This is a genomic window from Helicobacter sp. 23-1048 (genome assembly GCF_053654545.1).
In genome coordinates this window covers 676,153-696,270 of sequence record NZ_JBSIUT010000001.1, presented here as the reverse complement: position 1 = coordinate 696,270, position 20,118 = coordinate 676,153, and the positions used below count along the sequence as shown (strand labels likewise).

The window sequence follows — 20,118 nt, the reverse complement described above, 5'->3', positions numbered from 1 at the left end:
AGATTTGAGTAATGTTATGTTTGATAGAGAAATAATTGTAACTTAATTAAATAAACTATAAACGCAACACATCTGCAAAAATCACACCATCAATACCAAGTTTTGCTAACGATTCTATCTCATCTTCGCTCTTAATCACATAGAGCACTTTGCTATCAAACAAATAGTTTTGGGCGACTTGTTGGAAAGTTTGCGCACTATGACGCACGATAAGATAATGTGGCATAAAGCTCGCACTCAACACAAAATCACTCACACTCTCAACGAGCACTCCAAAGGCAATTTCATTACTCGCGCAATGCTTAAGAAGACGAAAATCTCCATTGTAAGGAAACCACACAATTTCATCATTCCTACTTTGTGTGATTTGCTCTAATGATTCCACACGCACAAACTTTTGGTATGCTATCTCGCTATGCCCAATTATCAACATACGCAATCCTTTAGATTTGTTTTTCAGGCAAAATTTTTGCCAGCACATTTACCACACGAAGCAATATGCTTGCATTAGGGGAGCTTGAGTGAAGTTCATATTCTCCAAGATTATTATATCCACGCCAATGAATACTTCCGCCAAACTCCACGACTTCCCACGATTCTCGCATTTGAGATTGTATCATTTTTTTGAGTGCTAGGGCAAATTGTGGATTGTCAAAAATCACCACCGATTCTGTGTTGAGACTTACCGAGCGCGGGTCAAGATTAAAACTTCCCACCCAAGTAATGCGCTCATCAAACACAATGGTTTTGCTATGCAATGAAACATTGGTTTTTTTAAGTTTGCCACGCAAACCACTGCGCTCCTTTTTCCCGTGATAGTGGTATTCATAGACTTTTACGCCATTTTTTACAAACTTTTTACGATATGATTCCCACGCTGAATGCACCACAAGCAAATCTGTGGAGGCGAGTGAGTTGGTTAATATATATGTTTGCACGCCACGCGCTTTTAGAGAATCTATAAGGGCTAATGACTTTTTACCGGGCACAAGATAAGATACAGCGATATAGACATCATTTTTTGTCGAGGTAAATATATCTTTGAGCGTATCATAAATGGGGGTGCTTTCTAATTCTTGCTCTATTTTTTGTGGTTTATCGCCGATAAAAGTCGCACTTCCCCACAAAATTGGGAATTTTTTATCATTATAATCCTCCACAAATTCATTTACCAAATGATTATATTGCTCAAATTCTTTAGGATTCTCAAGTGTATCAATAGTTTTAGCTATGTCTTCTTCATATTTTTTCATACTTCGTTTAGAGGGGAGTAAATACGCTGGAATCGAGCGTTCATACGCCCAATATTCATTGAAGTTTTCCACCGCCTTTTGCACCACAGGACCGATAAAAATCACATCTGTATCTGTAAAGTTAATATCTGTGTTGCTATTAAAGTATTCATCAGCGATATTGCGCCCACCAATGACAAGCGCAATATCATCTACCACGAAAATTTTATTGTGCATTCGGCGTGAAATACGACTAAAGCCATATATCATCTCTGGGTATCGCAGAAGTTTTGAGCGATTTTTATATGGGTTAAAAATCTTTACTTCGATATTAGGGTGAGAATCAAGCGCGATAATATCGCTAAAATCAGAATCTAGCCCATTATCATCAATTAAAAGTCGCACCTTTACTCCACGATTTGCCGCAAGCCAAAGCTCACGCATAAGCACCCTTGAAGAGAGCTCATCGCGATAAATTGAGGATTGCAAAAGAATGCTTTTTTGCGCCATTTTTGCTAATGCTGAGCGATGGATTAAAGCCTGCGAGCCGTCTTGGATAAGCAACGCGCCACTTTTGCCGTTGTTTTTTGTGATTTCTTCGCTATAAATTTTGCCAATATGCGTTTGAGATGGCTCAAAAGATTCTATTTCTAGGCTTGATTGGAGAGAATCTCTAGGGACATCGTTGAGATTGATTACCCCTTGAGCACACCCGACAAACATAAAAAATGCTATAAAAATATTACTTAGACCTAGCATTAAGCGCATTTGCACGCAACCCCTTTTTGATAATTAAATGGGATATTATAGCTAAAATAATTTATCGATTTCTTTTGCTTCTTAATTCTTAACTTCACTATACAAGATAGCTTAGCAGATTCTCGCCTTGCGGGACAAAAAGTGGCTTTATCGCCTTATCAAGCACAAATTCTATGGACGCATATTGCTTTAATTGCTTGGCATTTGTTTGAAGCAATGCGAGAGAATTTTCAAAATTTGCTTTTATAATGATTGCGTTGCTTGGCGATATTTTCCCTTCAATAGCCCCAAGATGAGGCATTATCACGCTAAAAATAATGGCGTTTTGTTGTCGCTGGATTTGCAAAAGACTCTCTTTTTTTTCATTTATGACCACAAAGCTTAGCACACCCTCTTTTAATCCAAGCACGACAAAGCTAAAAAACTCAAATTCCTCTTTGTTTTTTGCGTTTGCCATTTGTTCTAAATTTCTATCAAGGGCGCGTTTAAAGATATTTTTAGATTCTAAAAATTCCTCAAGTTGTGTGAGGTCAAACTTTTGTGGAGCAAATGGCAAAAAGTCTAAAATTGCTGGGCGGTGTAAAAGATTATTAAGCACTATCGCACCATCTGAGCTCTCTTGCATTGTCCCCCAATATTTTTCTCCCACTTTGAGAGATTTATAACTCGTGGTTTGAAGTGTTTTATTGCCAATTTCTAAAAGATATTTTGAGGAGCTAAGCCTTTGGCGCACGCTAATCACTATTGGCAAGCTCGCATTAAAATGTGCTATATGAGTAGAGTTAAACGCTCTAAAAAGAGTGCCAATGTGTTTCATTGCCCTATTTTAGCCCTTTTATTACAATCTTTGCGATGCTGTGGGCGTGAATCTGTATGAATGCTTTGTTTAGCCACACGCGCAATATTAGCAACCTCAAAACTGAGAGCAAACTTACTTAGTGCGTGGTTTAATGCTTTAATGCTATCTTGCCACACAAATTGCATTGTATTATTCATCTCTCCAAAGGCTTTATTTTGTGCGTTTATGACATTAAGGCACACACAAAGACATTGCTTATGCTCAAGCATTGTTTGAGCACTTTTAATGGCAGTTTTTTCATCACTCTCGGCCTTAAAGCCTATTTTATAAAATTCCTTAGAATCTAAACTTGCAAGAATATCCACATTACGCACAAGCTCGATACACAAATCTTGCATTTGATCTTTTTTTATCTTGTGTTTGGCGGGGGATTTTGGGGTGAAGTCCGCAATCGCTGCACTCATAAAAAGATAGGGGATACTTTTGCACTTGCGCTTAGATTCTATAATCGCGTCATAAAATTCCTTGCTTGTAGTTACCCTTGCTTGCGCAATGCTATGAGGCAATGGTGGTAAATCATCTTGTGGCTTTGAGCTAATGAGCGTTACCTTCGCCCCCAGCGTGTAAAGACACAGGGCTAAAAAATATGCTTGCTTGCCACTTGAGAGATTACTAATCACGCGCACACTATCAATGTTCTCACTACTTCCTCCGCCCGTGATGATGACTTCTTTGTCTCGCCAAAATGCAAGATTCTCAACTCTATTACGAAGAATTGTCATTCGCTCAATCTCGCTATCCCTAAAAGATTTTATAGGCAAATGCTTAAGATTTAGATTTATAAGAGAGCGCAAAAGGGCAAAAATTATCTCAGCCTTATCTGCCAATGCTCCCTTTCCCTCATCTCCACAAGCCAAAAGCGCGATTTTTGGCTCGATTATTTGCACGCCCAAATTGCGTAGTGTAGTAAGATTTGCTTGTGTTTGAGGGGCATTTAGCATTGTCGTATTCATAGCAGGAGCGAGGATTTTTTCAGCATTGCAGGCTAAGAGTGTGCAAGTGCTTATATCATCAGCGATTCCTTGCGCAAATTTAGCGATAATATTCGCCGTAGCAGGCGCGATTAAGACAACTTGCGCCCATTTAGCATAAGTGATATGATTTGGTGCTTTTTTGCCACTCCAACTTTGAGAATCTTCGCACAAGACGACATTTTTACTCAACGCCTCAAAAAGCAACGGATTGATAAACTTTGTGCTCTCTTTGCTCATTACCACGCGGATTTTCGCGCCTAATTTATGCAGTGTGCTTATAATATCAAGGGTTTTATACACCGCCACAGACGCACTCACAACCACCAAAATTTTCCTTTTAGCAAAAAGCGGGCGCAAAAAATCAAATTCGCTCATTTATTTTCCTTACTATAATGTTAATGCGTGGCAATGCTTTCAAGGCGTTATTCCTTATATTTATTTCTCTAAGATTCTAGGGAGTGTGATGCCCCTTTGTCCTTGATATTTGCCACCTCTATCTTTGTAGCTTACTTCACACATTTCATCACCTTGAAAAAACAGCACTTGAGCGATACCCTCATTTGCGTAGATTTTGGCAGGCAGTGGCGTAGTGTTGCTAATCTCAATAGTGATATGCCCCTCAAATTCTGGCTCAAAAGGCGTTACATTGACAATGATTCCACACCGCGCATAAGTGCTTTTGCCTAGACAGATTGCAAGCGTATCGCGTGGCATTTTAAAATACTCCACCGTGTGTGCGAGCGCAAAGGAGTTTGGCGGGACTATGCAAAATCCGTCTTTTGCTTCTTTGGTGATGACATTATTTTCGTGGAAATTTTTGGGGTCTACCACCATAGAATCCACATTGCTAAATATCATAAATTTGCTTCCCACGCGAATATCATAGCCATAGCTTGAAAGCCCAAAAGATACGATATTTTTGCCCACTTGCTTCTCGCAAAATGGCTGTATCATATCGTGCTCTAGGCTCATTTGTCGTATCCAAGAATCACTCTTTAGCCCCATTTTACACTCCTTAAAAATTTTATATCTTTTGTAGAGAAAATGTGGTATTATAGCAAGTTTATTTTTATTAGCACACCTAAGGTGTGTAATCTCACAAAAAAGGCGGAAGATGAACTTAGCAGAAATTAAAAAACTAATGGAATTTTTCGATGAGCGCGACATCGCCAAACTTAGCGTGAAAAACGGCGACTTTGAGTTAAAAATTGAAAAATATGCTACACCAAGTGCTAGCACACAAGTAAGCATTCCAAGTGCTCCTATACCCCCTCAAGTCCAAGAATCCACCCAAAACACAGAATCTCACAAGGCGACACCTGCACAAAGTAGCTCAAGTGGCGATTTTATCACTTCACCAATGGTTGGCACATTTTACCGATGCCCAAGTCCGGGTGCTTCGCCCTATATCAATGTGGGCGATACAGTCAAAAAGGGACAGACTATCGGCATTATTGAGGCAATGAAAATAATGAATGAAATCGAAGCAGAATGTGATTGCAAGATTCTCTCTATTGAGGTTGATGATGCTACACCTGTCGAGTTTAGCACCAATCTTGTAAAAATCCAAAAACTCTAAAAGTAGCCCTCTATGAAGTCTAAAAAAATACAGCGAATCCTTATCGCCAATCGCGGTGAAATTGCGCTTCGTGCTATCCGCACGATTCAAGAAATGGGCAAGCAGGCTATTGCGATTTACTCTACTGCGGATAAAGACACGCATTACCTTGATATAGCCGATGCCAAAGTCTGCGTAGGAGCGGAGAAGTCCTCTCAAAGCTATCTTAATATCCCAGCCATTATGAGTGCAGCAGAGCTCTTTGAGGCTGATGCGATTTTCCCGGGATATGGATTTTTAAGTGAGAATCAAAACTTTGTAGAAGTCTGCGCGCACCATAATATCGAGTTTATCGGTCCTAGCAGTGAAGTAATGGTGCTAATGAGTGATAAATCTAAAGCAAAAGATGTGATGAAAGAAGCGGGCGTGCCCGTGATAATGGGAAGTGATGGCGCACTCAAAGACGCGAATGAAGCCCAAAAAGTAGCAAAAGAAATCGGCTATCCCGTGATTTTAAAGGCTGCTGCTGGAGGTGGAGGGCGAGGAATGCGTGTGGTAGAAAAGCCCGAACTCCTAAAAAATCTCTATCTAGCCGCTGAGAGTGAGGCTCTAAGCGCGTTTGGTGATGGGACGATTTATATGGAGAAGTTTATCCGCTCGCCTAAGCATATCGAAGTGCAGATTCTCGCGGATAAGCACGGCAATGTCCTCCACATAGGCGAGCGCGACTGCTCTGCGCAAAGACGCCAGCAAAAGCTCATCGAGGAAGCTCCCGCTGTGGTGCTAAAGCCAGAAGTGCGCCAAAGATTGCTTGATACCGCAGTCAAAGCAGCCAAGCATATCGGCTATGTGGGAGCGGGGACATTTGAGTTTTTGCTTGATGCGAATTATGAGGATTTTTACTTTATGGAGATGAATACACGCTTGCAAGTTGAACACACGGTAAGCGAGATGATAAGCGGGCTTGACTTAGTCGAGTGGATGGTGCGCGTGGCAGAGGGCGAGAAGCTCCCAAGCCAAGAGGAAATCACATTTAAAGGGCATAGCATAGAATGCAGAATCACCGCCGAAGACCCTGAGAAATTCTACCCCTGCCCGGGTAAAATCACTAAATGGATAAGTCCGGGTGGTGCGAATGTGCGCCTAGACACGCACGCGTATGGTGGCTATACCGTGCCTATGCACTATGATTCTATGATTGGCAAGCTCATCGTGTGGGGGAGTGATAGGAATGAGGCGATTAGGCGAATGCACCGCGCACTTAAGGAATTTTGCATTGAGGGCATTAAGACTACTATCCCATTCCATATCAAAATGATGGAAAACAAAGATTTCCACCTCTCAAAAATCCATACCAAATACTTAGAACAAGAGTTTTTAAAATAACTTATTTTCAATAACCCTGTGGTGTGAATCACACCACCCCACCACTTAATGCGATGATTTCACACTATGCTAAAGATATTTTTGCAGGATTTGGGATTTGGTGCGTTCTAACGCAGGGAGGGTGGAATCTAGCGCAGATATTTTGGATTCTATGCTCTCAATGCAAGCGATGATTTTTTCTTGCTCGCGTAAAGGTGGTAAAGGGATTTTAAGGTTTTTTATAAAAGGCAAATTTGCCATATTAAAACCTGCCCTTTCTTTAAATTTTGGATAAAGTCCCATAATTGCAAAATACAAAAATTTTGTCATTAAATTTTTTTCATTTAATGGATATAAACCAGCTATGTTTTGGTTAGTTGTGCTTTCAAAGGTTAAATATCCAATTTTACCTATTGTTGCGCCCACTAATGCAATTAAAACAGAGTTCTTTTTTAGTATTTTTGCTGATGATTTTTGCAAACCTAATTCCGTGATTTTTTCGCTCACTTGATTTTCATAAACATAGCAATTTTGACATACTTCACTTTTTAGCCAATTTATATTTCCATTCCAAAATTGCGCTACTTCTCGTTTGGGAGTTCCGCCACTTGCAACGCTACAAACTTCCCCAAGTTTGACTCTCTCCCAACCCTGTTTTGGTGGTGTGGGGAGGGATTTTAGTAAGTCGGTAAGAGATTCTACCCACCCCCTAACCCCCTCCGCAAGGGAGGGGGAATCGGTGGATTCGCCACGCGCAAAGGAAGGGGGACAAGTTGATTTAACATCCGCAAGGGAGGAATCAAAATAAGCCACTTCCCTTAGCCGAAGGGTTTGGGGTGGGGCGTCATTCGCAAAAGACAAATCAAGTCCCCTTGCGGGTGGGGTATTTATCGCAAGGGGCAAATCAAGTCCCCTCCCTTGCAGAGAGGATTTAGGGGTGGGTATGTCATTCTGAGCGAGTGCAACGAGCGAAGAATCTCTATTGTCATATTGAGCGTTTAGCGAAATATCTCTATTTTGTGGATTCTGTTGAGATTCTTCGGTCGCGCTAAGCGCTCCCTCAGAATGACAAGAAAAATCTTTTTGAGATACTTCGCTTCGCTCAGTATGACAAAATAAGGGTTCAAGTCTAGATTCTAGATTGATAATACTTGCAAGAATAGAATCTATAAGGTTGTCTATGTCTTGGGCGGAATCACTCTCTCTCTCTCTCTCTCGCAAACACCACATTTAATCAAAATAGCTTCAATCAACTTTTTATATTCATCAATACTCATTCGTATAGTTTGATACTGCTTTTCGACTTTTTCACATTCTGCCACGATTTGCTTTTGGATTTCTAGCGGCGGTTTAGGGATTTGTATTGATACTAAATTCGGTTCGTTTAATCCACCTTGCGCAGAACCTGTAACTTTTGATTTTAAAAGATTTTGTCCGCTTTGTGAATGCAAAATGTAAAAAAGAAATTTTTGCTTTGTCAAATCATCACAACGAAGCAAAAATATATGTTCGTTTATCATCGCTACTTGATTTTTAAATTCGTCTCTCACTAGTGCAACTTTTCCTGTCAATGCGCCGTCTTTGCAAATCAAAATATCATTTTCTTTTACGATACCTTTATTTTGTTTTTCAAATTTCTCGTAAAATTCCATAGGCACATATTTGGGCGAATCAAGTTTTACATAGCCATTGATATTATCTATATGTTCGCCACCCAAACTTAAAGCACCGCTTTCATAGTTTCCTACCCCACCTTTTGGTCGTTTTGCGGTTTGAATCTCTGTTACAAATTCGCCTAATCTCACCATTTCAAATTTAGAATCTGCAAATGGATTCCGTGTTGTCGCATTTTTAGGATTTAGGCTAATCGCTTTGCTAAACTCTGCGCGGGTAAAATCAAGCATAGATTTTATATCGCTTACAAAAAGACTATAAGAATCTGCTTCTTTGCTTTGTAGATTTGACAAAATCGCTTCTAGCTCACTATGTATATCTTGCGAATCTAAATCTTGCTCTTGGGCGCGTATAAAAGATTTGATACCAAAGGCAAGTTTGCTTTTGTCCTCTTTGTCATTTGGATTATAAAGTGGGGTGCTAATGTATTTGACAGAGTTGATATTGCGCAGGGCTTCTTTGCTTTTCTTTTCCTCATCGCTGTCATCTTTGCCCTCTTTTAACTCATCGTTTTCTAGCGTGGTGGTTTGGTATTTAATCCCCTCATCGCCCTTGCGTTTGCTCCAATCATAGCCTAGAAATTTGACTATATTTGCTTTGTTGCTTTTGTTTTGGGTGTTTTTGTCATTTGGGCTTTTTAGCACAAGCACTTTTTCATCGCAAATAAGCGCGTAATAAAGCATTTTTTCTTGCTCTAAATGGCGAATCTGCGCTAAAAACTGCTTCACATAAAATGCCTTTGTAGCTTCTTTAAATTCTGTGCTTTTTTCAAAATTATGAAGGGCTTGTTTTGATTCTTTTGGGCTTAGGTTTGGCACAAAAAAGCTTGATTGCTCAAATAAATCTTTTTTGTCGCTTTCTTTAATAGCTACTTTTTTAAACACTTTTGGTTTAGTGGAGTCAAAATCGCTTTTGTAGTCTTTGAAAACTTCATTTTGTGCTAGATTTTGTGCTAAATCGCCTCCACCCATAAACGCTCTAAACTCATCATAATCATAGCCCACAAAATCACAATATTCCCTCAAAAAGTCTTTTTTATCAAAATCATTTGCTATTCGCTCGTCATCAAATTTTGCTTCTTGCAAAGCGCAAATCAAATCTTTGGCGTATTTTTCTACCCTTTTGGCAAAAAGAATGATTGTCTGTGTGCCTGTGGAGCCAAAAGTGCGTGAGTTTAGCTCGACAATGGCGAGAAGTTTAAAATGTGCAAATAAAATCTCGCGCGTTTTTTCATAGATTTGTCCTTTTTGCAATACACTTACAGGCAAGACCAGCACCAAAAGCCCATTTTCTTTTAAAAACTGCTTTGCACGCTCGATAAAAAAGCATTCAATAGAGCCATTTTTGTCATAGCTTTTAGTATCGATGCTTTGACTTAGCTCAAAATTTGCTAATGCTTTTTGTGTAAGTGTGCTTAAAAAGCCTTTGACAGAGTAGGGTGGATTTGAAATGATTATATCAAAACTGCCATTTTCAAAATCCCTAGCAAATGCTTCTTTGACAAAATCTAACGCGTCTTGAAAAATCACTTGCGTTTGACTTGCATTATGCAGGACACAGGCTGTTTTGGCGACTTTGCTTAAATCTTTGTTTTTCTCGATGCCATAAAGTTTAGCATTTTGATTGTGCGTGATAAATTCTGTCAAAAAATGTCCCGCTCCACAAGCAAAATCTAGCACTTTTGGCTGTGATGAGAGCGTAGGCAATGAGGAAATAATAAAATTTGTAATAGGCGTAGGGGTAAAAAATCGCCCCTCTGTTTGATGCACAGAGCGGTTTAAAAATCCCTCAAACAAGTCGCCTAAAAATTGATTGTTTTCACTTTGGGTAATATAAAAATCTTGGATAAGGTTGCTTATTTGAATAAGCACTTTGAAGTTAATAAAAAATTCCTCCTCATTTTCGACTTCGATGAAGTTAAATTTTTTGATATTAAAATACTTTTGTTTGTCAAAAATGCTTTCAATTTTGGCTTTAAATTCTCCTTTGTAGCGTTTGGCTTGGGTAAAAAGAGAATCTATTTGACTTTTTGAGATATTGACAACTTTTTTCTTAAAAAGCGTGTCAATGCCTTTTTCGTAGAGATTTAGCAATCTATCTATGTAGTGAAAAGGATTGTCATAACTCACGCCTTTGTAATAAAACTGCAAATCTTGCGGGTTGCTTTGCTCATCGATGATTTTACATAAAAATAAATCCACAAGCACATAAAATGTGTTTTCGTAGTTGCCTATGGCGTTATTTCGCAAAATAGTAGCAAATGTGTGATAAATGTTTGCAATCTCGTTGTAAGGGACGACTTGTAAGTCGCTAAGTGTGTATTTTTCTTTGCCTACTAAATATGGCAAAATATCATCTTCAAGCAATCCTTTTGTCGTAGTGGCAAACTGATAAGTCTCGCTCCACACTTTGAAATAATCTTTAGCATTGGCGTTTGCAGAATCCTCAAAGCCTAGTTTTTGTTTGTCTTTTTCTACTCCGTCATTTACAAGTTGCAAATGCTCTTTATTGTCTTTGGTAGTGATAATGTGGCTTTTGTAAATAATTTTGTTTGACGCAAAATCAAAATCATACGCTAAAAGGCACAAAAATGGTGTTTTATTTACCGCGTAGTAGCTAAAAAGCTGTCCGCCATCTTTAAGCATATTTTGCCATTCTTTGTCAAATTCTTTGCCATAGGTTTTGTTTTCAATCAAAATAAGATTTTCAAAATTTTGATTAAGCACCAAAATATCACCATAGACTTTCGGTTTATGTCCGACTTTGAAAGTCGGCTCTAAGATGATATGCCTTGCTTCATAACCTTTGCTTAAAAGTCTATCCACAGCCAAAAGGCAGACAAAATTTTCATTTGAGGTTAAATTTGTCGTGGTGTGGCGGTGGATAATAAAGCCATTGCTTGGCTTATCTTTGCTTGGATATTCTCCCTCTCTAAATCCCTCATCAAGCGGAAGATAGCTGATTGTTTTTGCTTTAAAATCAACTTTTAGAGTAGTAGTATTTCCCCCCCCCCCCGCTAGGGATTTTTGCGCTTTGAAAGTTTTTGGTGAGAATCTGCGCGCTAGATTCTACAAATCCAAGTGAGAGAAGCAAATCTTGCAAGTTATCTTTGGTTATCATTTGTGTTCCTTTGACATTTAATTTGATTGTAATTAAGCCCTCTACATTTATAAATGCAGAGGAGATTTTGCGCATAATTGTAGCAAAATCTACCCAAGTGCTAATCCATAACTAGAGAGAATCTCTTTTGCCTCTTGCATTGCTTCATTTGTGGGCGTGGGGAGATGTGCTAGCTTGTAGCGTAAGCCTAGTTGCTCGTATTTGTGCGCGCCTAGCTGGTGAAATGGCAGGAGTTGCACTTTTTGCACGCATTGTAGTGGTCGCAGTATCTCGCCTAATGCGTGGATTTTATGCGTTTGCAAAGTGTGCTCTGGCACGCAGACAAAACGCACCCACACGGGCTTACCCACCTCCTCGCAGTAGTGAAGCGTTTTTAGCGTATTGTTGCCACTCGCCCCTGTTAATCCCACACAATCGCGCTCATCTACTTCCTTAATATCGAGCAGAAGCATACTTGCCTCATCTATGCACTTTTTGGATTTTTCGATAGCGACACTCCCGCTCGTATCAATCGCAGTGTGAAATCCTAGCCATTTTAGCGCGACTAAAAAATCATATAAAAACTCGCTTTGTAGCAGTGGCTCGCCCCCTGAAATGCTAACCCCACCGTTTTGATAAAACTTTTTATGAGGCAAAATCTTTTTAAGAATATCTTTGAGATTCATCTCAACTCCGTTGTGCAAATCCCAAGTATCAGGGTTATGGCAGTATAAACAGCGCAAGCGACAGCCCTGCAAAAATAGCACAAAGCGCACACCCGGACCATCGCTCCCCCCAAAGCTCTCAAATGAATGCACGCGGGCTTTTATGTCTTTATAACGATTCAAAAAATCCTGCAAAATGATTGTTTTCAACGCTCTTGCCCCTTAATGCCTTTGATGAGATGATTTGTTACACATTGTATTTCTTATGTAAAATCCACAAACAACGCCAAAATCTTAGCACAACTTGGCTACAATAACCCTCTTAAAAACCTATAAAACACACAAGCAAGATACAAGCAATACAAAGGACACACTATGCACACTCCACAGCTAGCACAGATTCTCAAAGACAGCGAGTATAGATTAGAGCTTTTTAGCGAGGAATCTATCGCAAATTTAGAGGCAAACATTATCGTTAAAAACGCTAATGGGGGGGGGGGAATAAACATACTTGCTACGCGCCCTGCCTAGTGCGCGAAAAAGAAATCAAACTCACCCCAGAAGAGATTATCCGCCAGCTTTATTTAGACAAACTCATACACGAATACAGCTATCCAAAATCGCGCATTCAAGTCGAATGTGCCATTCATTTTGGGCGCGAGGTAAAACGCGCAGATATTATCATTATGGATAAACTCCAACCTACCACGCCCTACATAATAATCGAAGTCAAAAAGCCTAAATTAAAAGAGGGCAAAGAGCAGCTAAAAAGCTATTGCAACGCCACAGGCGCGACTATGGCGGTATGGTGCAATGGAAGCCAAATTAGCTTTTATCACCGCAAAGACCCAAACTATTTCGAGCCAATCCCAAATATCCCCACGCAGGATAAAAGCCTAAAAGACATTTTGCAAGAGGATTTTACATTTAGCGATTTGATAGCAAAGGACATTCTCCGCACGCAAAAAACAAGCCTAAAAAATATCATTTTGGATATGGAAGATGAAGTGCTAGCAAACGCGGGCGTAGATGTGTTTGAGGAAGTCTTTAAGCTCATTTTTATCAAACTTTATGACGAGCTAGAGGGGGCTAGAAATGCCACGCGAAATCTAGAATTTAAAAACTACGGCGAATCAGATTCTGAGCTAAAGGCAAAAATCGAAAAGCTCTTTGACAGGGCAAAAGAAAAATGGGAGGGCGTATTTAGCAAAGATGATAAAATCAAGCTCTCCCCCTCACATCTTAGCGTATGCGTAGGCTCACTAGAAAATGTCAAACTCTTTAACTCCAACCTAGAAGTCATCGATGAAACCTTTGAATACTTAGTCAATAAATCCGCCAAAGGCGAAAAAGGGCAGTATTTCACCCCGCGCTATGTCATCGATATGTGCGTAAAAATGCTAAACCCAAAGCCACACGAATCAATGATAGACCCAGCAAGTGGGAGCTGTGGATTCCCCATTCATACTTGCTTTTATGTATGGGAGCGACTTTATAGGGACAAAGGCTTAAGCCAAAGCCACCTTTTCACCGCAGAATCCAAAATCGCTGAGTGCACCGACTATGTCAAAGAAAAAATCTTTGGAATCGACTTTGATGACAAATCCGTGCGCGTCTCAAAAATGCTAAACCTCATCGCAGGCGATGGGCACACCAATGTGCTGTATCTAAATTCTATTGATTATGAGCATTGGGAGGAATGGACGAAAAACGATGAATGGGAGGATATTTATTACGAGGGGTGGAAGCGGCTAAAAAAGCTCCGCGCTGAAAAGGACGCAAATAGGGATTTTAACTTTGATATTTTGATGGCAAATCCCCCTTTTGCAGGCGATATAAAAGAAAGCAGAATCTTAGCGCGATATGAACTCGGCAAAAATGCAAATGGCAAGGCACAAAGCAAAGTGGGACGCGATATTTTATTTATCGAGCGCAATCTCAATATGCTAAAAGATGGCGGGCGAATGGCAATCGTTTTGCCACAGGGGCGGTTTAATAATTCTAGCGATAAATATATACGCGAATTTATCGCGGACAAAGCGCGGATTTTAGCTGTGATAGGCTTACACGGCAATGTTTTCAAACCCCACACAGGCACAAAAACAAGCGTGCTGATTATCCAAAAATGGGGCGGTGTCGATGAAAATGGTGGCAAAAATGGCGATAAAAATGGGGGCGAACTATGCCCCAAAGTCGAGGATTACAACATTTTCTTTGCGACTATGAGTAAGCCTAGCAAGGATAATTCAGGCGAGAAAATCTACCTAAAAGACGCGCAAGGTGGATTTTTGCTTGATTCACACGGGCATAAAATCATCGAGCACGATTTATTTAACCACGATAATTTGACTGCGGAGGGCATCGCCGAAGCCTTTATCGACTTTGCGAGAGCCGAAAATTTGAGCTTTTGGCGAGAAGATTGTAAAGATTCCAAAGATTAAAATAAATGTATGCTAAAATACGACAAAACCATACAAAAGGAGACAAAATGAATGCGTTAGTGCAGTTTAGAATGGATAGCGAGGATAAAGATGTGTTAGAGGCAATGCTTAAAGATATGGGATTAGATTTAGGCACAGCCTTTAGAATGTTTGCTAAAAAAGTGCTAAAAACGGGTGAGATTCCTTTCACGCCAAGCACGGAAATCGACCCTGATACCATAATGACAAAAGAAGACAAAAAGGCGTATAAAAAGGCGTTAAAAGAGCTAGAGCGAGGTGAAACAATCAGCCTAGAGGAGCTAAAGAGGAAATATTGTAATGTATAAAGTCGATACAAGCAAAGAACTTGATAAGTTTTTTGCCAAGCACCGCGATTTAGCTCCCAAAATCATCGCCAAGCTAGAAATTATCGCGCAAAATCCTTATGATAACCCTTGCGATATAGCCAAACTACAAGGGCAAAAAAATCACTATCGCTTACGCGTGGGGAAGTATCGCGTGCTTTATGAAGTGCGCGAAAATCAGATTTTAGTCATCTATGCTTACAAAGCCGACTCGCGTGGCGATGTGTATAAATGATTTCTTAAACGACTTAATCGTTAGTTTTGATACAAGGTTAGTAACTTATGGGGAAAATGTGTAATGCGTGTGATAAAAGAGGTTTTAAGAGAAGTAAAAGGTGGCGGCAAGTGCCGCCTAGAAAACGAGTGAATTTTAGCACAAAATCTTAAAAATAAACTTAAAAAAGGCAAAAAACAATGCAAAATGTAAATCAATCGTTAAACGAATCCCTGCAAGCGAAATATCTGCATTTGGAGCTATCCGTCCTCTCACTCTCCCAAGTGCAAAAGGATAATGAATCCAAACGCATTGATAGCGAGTATTTTAAAAAAGAGTATTTGGAAAACGAAGCAAGGCTTTTAAATTTAAATCCTATACAATTAAAAGACACGGATATTTCAATTAAGCACCCAGCCGAGATTCAAAGAAACTATGTAGATTCTGAAAATGGCGTATGGTTTTTTCGCACACAAAATTTACGACCTTTATTCATAGATTCTGAAAGTAATCAAGTTTTTATATCAAAACAAGATGCGAAAAGACTAGCAAAGAATCTTATACAAAAAGATGATATTCTAATCACTAGAACGGGCGCAAATTGTGGAGATTGTGCAGTTTATAATATTGATATAGAAACAATAGCTTCTTCTCATATTTTAATAGCTAAAAATTCGTTTTTTAATCAATGTTTTTTGGCTGTATTTCTAAATACTCAATACGGGAAAAAGCAAATAAATAGGGGCATTTATGGCGGATTACAACCAGAGATAGCACCATATTATTTGAAAAATATTTATGTCCCCCAATTTCCACAAGATTTTCAATTAGAAATCCAAAATCTAGTCCAAGATTCGCATAAGGCATTAGAGGATTCAAAGGCTCTTTACAAAGAAGCGGAGAATTTATTATACGAAGCATTAGGGCTAGATTCACACAATCCCCTTGAATCTTTGCAAACCTATTGTCATACTGAGAGCGTAGCCCGAAGTATCTCAAACAATAACACGCAAAGAGATATTTCGCTTAACGCTCAATATGACAATGAATTTTCTCCGTCATTGCGAGAATCCGCGAATGCAGATTCGTGGCAATCCATTTCTTACATTGACAAGGGAAAAACCCACGCCAAAGCCCCATCCGCACGGGAGGGGGAACAAACCATTTGTCATACTGAGAGCGTAGCCCGAAGTATCTCAAATAACCCACAAAATAGAGATATTTCGCCTTTTTCACAGGCTCAATATGACAATTTAGATTCTTCGCTTTCTACGAAAGCTCAAAATGACAATGTTATGGATTGCCACGAAAATTCTAACGAATTTTCTCGCAATGACACCTTATCTTGTCATACTCGCTCCCCACTTTGTCATACTGAGCGTAGCGAAGTATCCAAAAATACAAACACAATTTCGCAAAACCATTTAGATTCTTCGCTTCGTGCTTCGCACTTTGCTCAGAATGACAATGTAAATTCCCCCTCCCTTGCGCGTAGTGATTCCCAATTTTCCCCCTCCCTTGCGGAGGGGGCTAGGGGGTGGGTTGAAAAATACCCGCATTTAAATCTCTCTATCCGCCCACTCTCCCAAAGCTATGGCATAAGCGGGAGACTTGATAGCGAATATTATCAAACCAAATATGACGCCATCGAGCGCAAAATTAGAGGCTTTTCCCACAAAAAATTAGGCGATTTAGTAACTATCCAAAAATCTATCGAGCCCGGTAGCGAAGCCTACCAAGATAAAGGAATAGAATTTGTAAGGGTGGCGAATCTAAGCAAATTTGGAATCTCAAAAAGCGATATTTGTTTAAGTAGAGAAAATTTTGCCAAAGAGCTAGAAAAACTTGCGCCCAAAAAAGAAACGATTTTATTAAGCAAAGACGGCAGTATCGGCATAAGTTATTGTTTGGAAGAGGATTTAGAATGTATCACAAGCGGGGCGATTTTGCACCTAAAAGTCAAAGATAAAAATGAAATTTTGCCCCAAGTTTTAAGCCTGATTTTAAATTCTATCGCTGTAAAACTACAAGCCGAGCGAGATTCTGGCGGTTCTATCATAGCGCATTGGAAAATAAGCGAGATTGAAAATGTGCTAATCCCATTGCTTGATTTTAAATTGCAAGAGCAAATCGCCTCCAAAATCCAAAAAAGTTTCGTTCTGCGTAAAAATGCAAAAGATTTGCTACAATCCGCCAAAGCCAAAGTCGAGCAAAACATAGAAAATAGCGCGAAATAGAGATTTTACTTCGCGCTAAGTGCTACGCTAATATGACAATAAAGAGCTAGATTGCCACGAAGTCGTGCCGACTGCTCGCAATGATACAATGACGGATTATCACAAATCTAGGCTTTTTGACAAAATCCTAGAATCTCGCAATGACGAGGAAAAAACCCACGCCAAAGCCCCCCCTCTGTGCTAATGAAGGGACAAGCCCCTTGTGATATTAAGGGTGTGAAGTATCGCAAATAGCGCAAAATGTGGGATTTCGCTTTTTGCTAAATAGCAATATGAGGATATGGATATTTTAGCCCCCTCAAAGCCTACAATATCACAAAGGATAAATTGCTTAGACTTCGCTATAATCTAGGTTTTATGATTTTTGATTGCGTAATTTATGAGGTTTAGTTGTGTGGCTGATTTAGGGTAGCTGTGGTAGATTTTGCCACCTAATAATGCGCCGTTTTCTTTTTTGCTTCGCTTTATCCCATCGCTTCCCCACGCACCCCATTGTTTAAAGAAAAACGCCACTTTTTGTGCATCGCATTGATTTTTGATATTTAACACCCAAGATTCCTGCATAAACTTATCAAAACAAAAAATACAAAAATCCGTAAATAACGATATTGGAACGGAATTTATGTGATTATTGTATAATTTGTTTTGCAAAAAATATAAAAGGATTTTTATGCTACAAGAACTTTACAATGGCGATTCTTACCACATTCTTAAAAATCATATCCCTGATAATTTGGTAGATATAATCATAACTTCGCCACCTTATAATGTAGCGCACAAATATGAAAACTACGATGATGATTTAGAATATAAATCCTATTTAGATTCTATGAAAAAGATATTTAGCCAATGTTATCGTGTGCTAAAAAGTGGTGGGAGAATCTGTGTAAATGTGCCTTTTGCGGTTAAAAATAAAACTTCAAAGCAAGTAACATTCTTAAGTATTTATATCACGCAAATTCTAAATGAAATTGGTTTTAGGGAATTTGAATTGATTTCTTGGCACAAAGGCAAAGACATTAAGCATTTTCAAGGAAACAACACCGCTTGGGGTAGTTGGAAAAGCCCATCTTGCCCGTCATTTAGACCGCTTGGGGAAGCTGTGTTAGTATTTTATAAAGAACAAAGAGTGCATAAATACGGGGGGGGGGGGGCGAACACAACCATATAGATATTACAAGTTATGAATTTAAAGAATGGACAAAAAATCTTTGGTATTTTGATAAAGATAACAAACAAGGTTTTGAAAGTATTTTATGCGCAAGCAATAATGCTAAAAAAGGCATTCACCCAGCACCATACCCAGAGGATTTAATAGAGAGATTATTAAAAATCTATTCTTACAAAAATGACATTGTGCTAGATCCTTTTAATGGCACAGGCACTACCACAGCAGTAGCCTATAAATTAAATAGACAATTTATTGGTATTGAGCTATCAAAACAATATTGCTATCTTGCTTTACAAAGATTGCAAAGCAACAAAAATGACAAATTTATATACATAAAAACTTTTGACAAAAACACTGCAAAATTAGTCAATAACGATGACATAAGAGAATCTCTCAATACATTTTTTCCCTACAAAGAAGCATTTAGTCCTTATTTAATAGATTTTTTATCGCAAAGATTTGATTGCAAAGTTGATTCTATATTTGACCCATTTTGCGGAGTAGGTAGCAGTTTTTTAAGCAGTTATACAACTAAATGCTTTGGATTTGATACCAACCCGCTTGCAATCAATATAACAATAGCAAAATTAAAACCACTAAAACAAGAATCTATCAATAAGGCAATCAAACTACTAAAAACACTTACCTTAGAATCCACATCAATTTTTGACCTGCCACAATGGAAATCTTTTAATAAATACGCTGACAAAAAGCGATTTAGCATAATAATGAACTTTATACAAGCATTTGAGAAACTAGATTCTGAAGTGTATCATTTTATAAAATATGTGGTTATTTCTAACCTTGATAAAATGCTTGATTATAAAAAAGATGGCAATGGTATCAAATTTAGACAATCTAAAATTGATGATATAACCTTATGCTTAAAAGAATTGCTAATTAAGGCGCTAAAATCCAAAAAACAATTTGACTTACAGCACAACAAAACTTTATCTATATACAATCAATCAAGTGTTTTTGGTAATTTTGATTTTAAGGTTGATTGCGTGCTAACTTCTCCACCTTATGCAAATTTGTTTGACTATTTTGAAGTGTATAAAATGGAGTTGTGGAGTAGTGGGCTAATAAAAAGATATACAGAGTGGCGAACACTAAAAAAGAGTGCATTGAGAAATAATAAAAATACCAATTTAGATGTTAATGATTTTATCAATAATCAAATTTTGCAAACTACATTAAAAAATCTTAAAAACAATGAATTAGAATTTAATACGCTAACGATGCTAAAAAACTATTTTTATGACTTACAACTTGTGTTACACAAATGCTATAAAACACTAAAAAGTCAAGGTTTTTGTTTTATTGTTGTGGGCAACTCTTGCTACAAAGGTATACCCATTGTAACAGATGAAATCCTAGCAAATGAAGCACAAAAAATTGGTTTTAAATTTATAGACCTTATCATTGCTCGCAAACTAAATACTTCGAGTCAGCAAATGAAAATCATAGATAATAAATCAAAGTTAGCTTTAAGAGAAAGCATTATAGTTTTGCAAAAAGATTGA

19 protein-coding genes are annotated in these 20,118 nt (G+C 38.6%); 9 read left to right on the top strand and 10 right to left on the bottom strand.

Annotated elements, in window-relative coordinates; genetic code table 11:
* Window positions 1-55 precede the first annotated feature (55 nt).
* The 5 genes from ACWIWK_RS03460 to dcd all read right to left on the bottom strand — a co-directional run bounded on the left by ACWIWK_RS03460 (window position 56) and on the right by dcd (window position 4,829).
* On the bottom strand, window positions 56-433 hold the full coding sequence (locus ACWIWK_RS03460) for a hypothetical protein (protein ID WP_454150866.1): 378 nt from the start codon (window positions 431-433) through the stop codon (window positions 56-58).
* 10 nt (window positions 434-443) lie between these two features.
* Window positions 444-2,000 (bottom strand): phospholipase D family protein, encoded by a 1,557-nt coding sequence (locus ACWIWK_RS03455; protein ID WP_454150864.1) that lies wholly within the window; start codon window positions 1,998-2,000, stop codon window positions 444-446.
* Window positions 2,001-2,088: 88 nt separating this feature from the next.
* On the bottom strand, window positions 2,089-2,808 hold the full coding sequence (locus ACWIWK_RS03450; RefSeq protein ID WP_454150862.1) for a hypothetical protein: 720 nt from the start codon (window positions 2,806-2,808) through the stop codon (window positions 2,089-2,091).
* Window positions 2,805-4,199, bottom strand: a complete 1,395-nt coding sequence (locus tag ACWIWK_RS03445) for a phosphopantothenoylcysteine decarboxylase domain-containing protein (RefSeq protein WP_454150860.1) — start codon at window positions 4,197-4,199, stop codon at window positions 2,805-2,807. The genes ACWIWK_RS03450 and ACWIWK_RS03445 overlap by 4 nt, the downstream gene beginning before the upstream one ends.
* 60 nt (window positions 4,200-4,259) lie before the next feature.
* Window positions 4,260-4,829 carry a dCTP deaminase gene (gene dcd / locus ACWIWK_RS03440; RefSeq protein ID WP_454150858.1) on the bottom strand — a complete coding sequence of 190 codons (570 nt, stop codon included), beginning with the start codon at window positions 4,827-4,829 and terminating at the stop codon, window positions 4,260-4,262.
* Window positions 4,830-4,938: 109 nt separating this feature from the next.
* Here dcd and accB point away from each other — a divergent pair, with 109 nt between their 5' ends.
* Both accB and ACWIWK_RS03430 read left to right on the top strand, forming a co-directional pair.
* Window positions 4,939-5,403, top strand: coding sequence for an acetyl-CoA carboxylase biotin carboxyl carrier protein (accB, locus tag ACWIWK_RS03435; protein WP_454150857.1), 465 nt, complete (start codon window positions 4,939-4,941; stop codon window positions 5,401-5,403).
* Between the two features lie 12 nt (window positions 5,404-5,415).
* A complete protein-coding gene (locus tag ACWIWK_RS03430) occupies window positions 5,416-6,768 on the top strand; it encodes an acetyl-CoA carboxylase biotin carboxylase subunit (protein WP_454150855.1) in 1,353 nt (450 codons plus the stop codon).
* A gap of 69 nt (window positions 6,769-6,837) precedes the next feature.
* On the opposite strand, the gene ACWIWK_RS03425 is transcribed toward ACWIWK_RS03430, so the two are convergent.
* The 4 genes from ACWIWK_RS03425 to pflA all read right to left on the bottom strand — a co-directional run bounded on the left by ACWIWK_RS03425 (window position 6,838) and on the right by pflA (window position 12,395).
* A complete protein-coding gene (locus tag ACWIWK_RS03425) occupies window positions 6,838-7,968 on the bottom strand; it encodes a restriction endonuclease subunit S (RefSeq protein ID WP_454150853.1) in 1,131 nt (376 codons plus the stop codon).
* Window positions 7,926-11,246 (bottom strand): N-6 DNA methylase, encoded by a 3,321-nt coding sequence (locus ACWIWK_RS03420; protein ID WP_454150851.1) that lies wholly within the window; start codon window positions 11,244-11,246, stop codon window positions 7,926-7,928. The genes ACWIWK_RS03425 and ACWIWK_RS03420 overlap by 43 nt, the downstream gene beginning before the upstream one ends.
* A 154-nt stretch (window positions 11,247-11,400) precedes the next feature.
* A complete protein-coding gene (locus tag ACWIWK_RS03415; protein ID WP_454150849.1) occupies window positions 11,401-11,541 on the bottom strand; it encodes a hypothetical protein in 141 nt (46 codons plus the stop codon).
* Between the two features lie 89 nt (window positions 11,542-11,630).
* The gene (pflA, locus tag ACWIWK_RS03410; protein WP_454150848.1) at window positions 11,631-12,395 is read right to left on the bottom strand and encodes a pyruvate formate-lyase-activating protein; all 765 of its coding nucleotides are present in this window, start codon (window positions 12,393-12,395) and stop codon (window positions 11,631-11,633) included.
* A 165-nt stretch (window positions 12,396-12,560) separates the two neighbouring features.
* Here pflA and ACWIWK_RS03405 point away from each other — a divergent pair, with 165 nt between their 5' ends.
* The 5 genes from ACWIWK_RS03405 to ACWIWK_RS03385 all read left to right on the top strand — a co-directional run bounded on the left by ACWIWK_RS03405 (window position 12,561) and on the right by ACWIWK_RS03385 (window position 17,421).
* A complete protein-coding gene (locus ACWIWK_RS03405) occupies window positions 12,561-12,716 on the top strand; it encodes a hypothetical protein (RefSeq protein WP_454150846.1) in 156 nt (51 codons plus the stop codon).
* Window positions 12,716-14,626 (top strand): N-6 DNA methylase, encoded by a 1,911-nt coding sequence (locus tag ACWIWK_RS03400; RefSeq protein ID WP_454150844.1) that lies wholly within the window; start codon window positions 12,716-12,718, stop codon window positions 14,624-14,626. Before ACWIWK_RS03405 ends, ACWIWK_RS03400 begins: the two co-directional genes overlap by 1 nt.
* Window positions 14,627-14,673: 47 nt before the next feature.
* Window positions 14,674-14,952 carry a type II toxin-antitoxin system RelB/DinJ family antitoxin gene (locus ACWIWK_RS03395; RefSeq protein WP_454150842.1) on the top strand — a complete coding sequence of 93 codons (279 nt, stop codon included), beginning with the start codon at window positions 14,674-14,676 and terminating at the stop codon, window positions 14,950-14,952.
* Complete coding sequence (locus ACWIWK_RS03390; RefSeq protein WP_454150840.1) at window positions 14,945-15,205, top strand: type II toxin-antitoxin system RelE family toxin; 261 nt, start codon at window positions 14,945-14,947, stop codon at window positions 15,203-15,205. The genes ACWIWK_RS03395 and ACWIWK_RS03390 overlap by 8 nt, the downstream gene beginning before the upstream one ends.
* Window positions 15,206-15,384: 179 nt before the next feature.
* Window positions 15,385-17,421: a restriction endonuclease subunit S gene (locus ACWIWK_RS03385; RefSeq protein ID WP_454150838.1), complete on the top strand. Its 2,037-nt coding sequence runs from the start codon at window positions 15,385-15,387 to the stop codon at window positions 17,419-17,421.
* 348 nt (window positions 17,422-17,769) lie between these two features.
* Here the strand turns inward: ACWIWK_RS03385 and ACWIWK_RS03380 are convergent, their stop codons facing one another.
* Window positions 17,770-17,985: a DUF5131 family protein gene (locus ACWIWK_RS03380; protein WP_454150836.1), complete on the bottom strand. Its 216-nt coding sequence runs from the start codon at window positions 17,983-17,985 to the stop codon at window positions 17,770-17,772.
* 106 nt (window positions 17,986-18,091) lie between these two features.
* Here ACWIWK_RS03380 and ACWIWK_RS03375 point away from each other — a divergent pair, with 106 nt between their 5' ends.
* Window positions 18,092-18,592 (top strand): DNA methyltransferase, encoded by a 501-nt coding sequence (locus tag ACWIWK_RS03375; RefSeq protein ID WP_454150834.1) that lies wholly within the window; start codon window positions 18,092-18,094, stop codon window positions 18,590-18,592.
* Window positions 18,559-20,118 carry a DNA-methyltransferase gene (locus ACWIWK_RS03370; protein WP_454152019.1) on the top strand — a complete coding sequence of 520 codons (1,560 nt, stop codon included), beginning with the start codon at window positions 18,559-18,561 and terminating at the stop codon, window positions 20,116-20,118. The genes ACWIWK_RS03375 and ACWIWK_RS03370 overlap by 34 nt, the downstream gene beginning before the upstream one ends.

Bases quoted from the DNA above. Each gene is read 5' to 3' on its own strand.
- accB (WP_454150857.1), top strand. From the start codon at position 4,939: ATGAACTTAGCAGAAATTAAAAAACTAATGGAATTTTTCGATGAGCGC.
- ACWIWK_RS03415 (WP_454150849.1), bottom strand. From the start codon at position 11,541: ATGATAACCAAAGATAACTTGCAAGATTTGCTTCTCTCACTTGGATTT.
- ACWIWK_RS03455 (WP_454150864.1), bottom strand. From the start codon at position 2,000: ATGCGCTTAATGCTAGGTCTAAGTAATATTTTTATAGCATTTTTTATG.
- ACWIWK_RS03375 (WP_454150834.1), top strand. From the start codon at position 18,092: ATGCTACAAGAACTTTACAATGGCGATTCTTACCACATTCTTAAAAAT.
- ACWIWK_RS03450 (WP_454150862.1), bottom strand. From the start codon at position 2,808: ATGAAACACATTGGCACTCTTTTTAGAGCGTTTAACTCTACTCATATA.
- ACWIWK_RS03405 (WP_454150846.1), top strand. From the start codon at position 12,561: ATGCACACTCCACAGCTAGCACAGATTCTCAAAGACAGCGAGTATAGA.
- ACWIWK_RS03430 (WP_454150855.1), top strand. From the start codon at position 5,416: ATGAAGTCTAAAAAAATACAGCGAATCCTTATCGCCAATCGCGGTGAA.
- ACWIWK_RS03390 (WP_454150840.1), top strand. From the start codon at position 14,945: ATGTATAAAGTCGATACAAGCAAAGAACTTGATAAGTTTTTTGCCAAG.
- dcd (WP_454150858.1), bottom strand. From the start codon at position 4,829: ATGGGGCTAAAGAGTGATTCTTGGATACGACAAATGAGCCTAGAGCAC.
- ACWIWK_RS03445 (WP_454150860.1), bottom strand. From the start codon at position 4,199: ATGAGCGAATTTGATTTTTTGCGCCCGCTTTTTGCTAAAAGGAAAATT.
- ACWIWK_RS03385 (WP_454150838.1), top strand. From the start codon at position 15,385: ATGCAAAATGTAAATCAATCGTTAAACGAATCCCTGCAAGCGAAATAT.
- ACWIWK_RS03460 (WP_454150866.1), bottom strand. From the start codon at position 433: ATGTTGATAATTGGGCATAGCGAGATAGCATACCAAAAGTTTGTGCGT.
- ACWIWK_RS03380 (WP_454150836.1), bottom strand. From the start codon at position 17,985: ATGCAGGAATCTTGGGTGTTAAATATCAAAAATCAATGCGATGCACAA.
- ACWIWK_RS03395 (WP_454150842.1), top strand. From the start codon at position 14,674: ATGAATGCGTTAGTGCAGTTTAGAATGGATAGCGAGGATAAAGATGTG.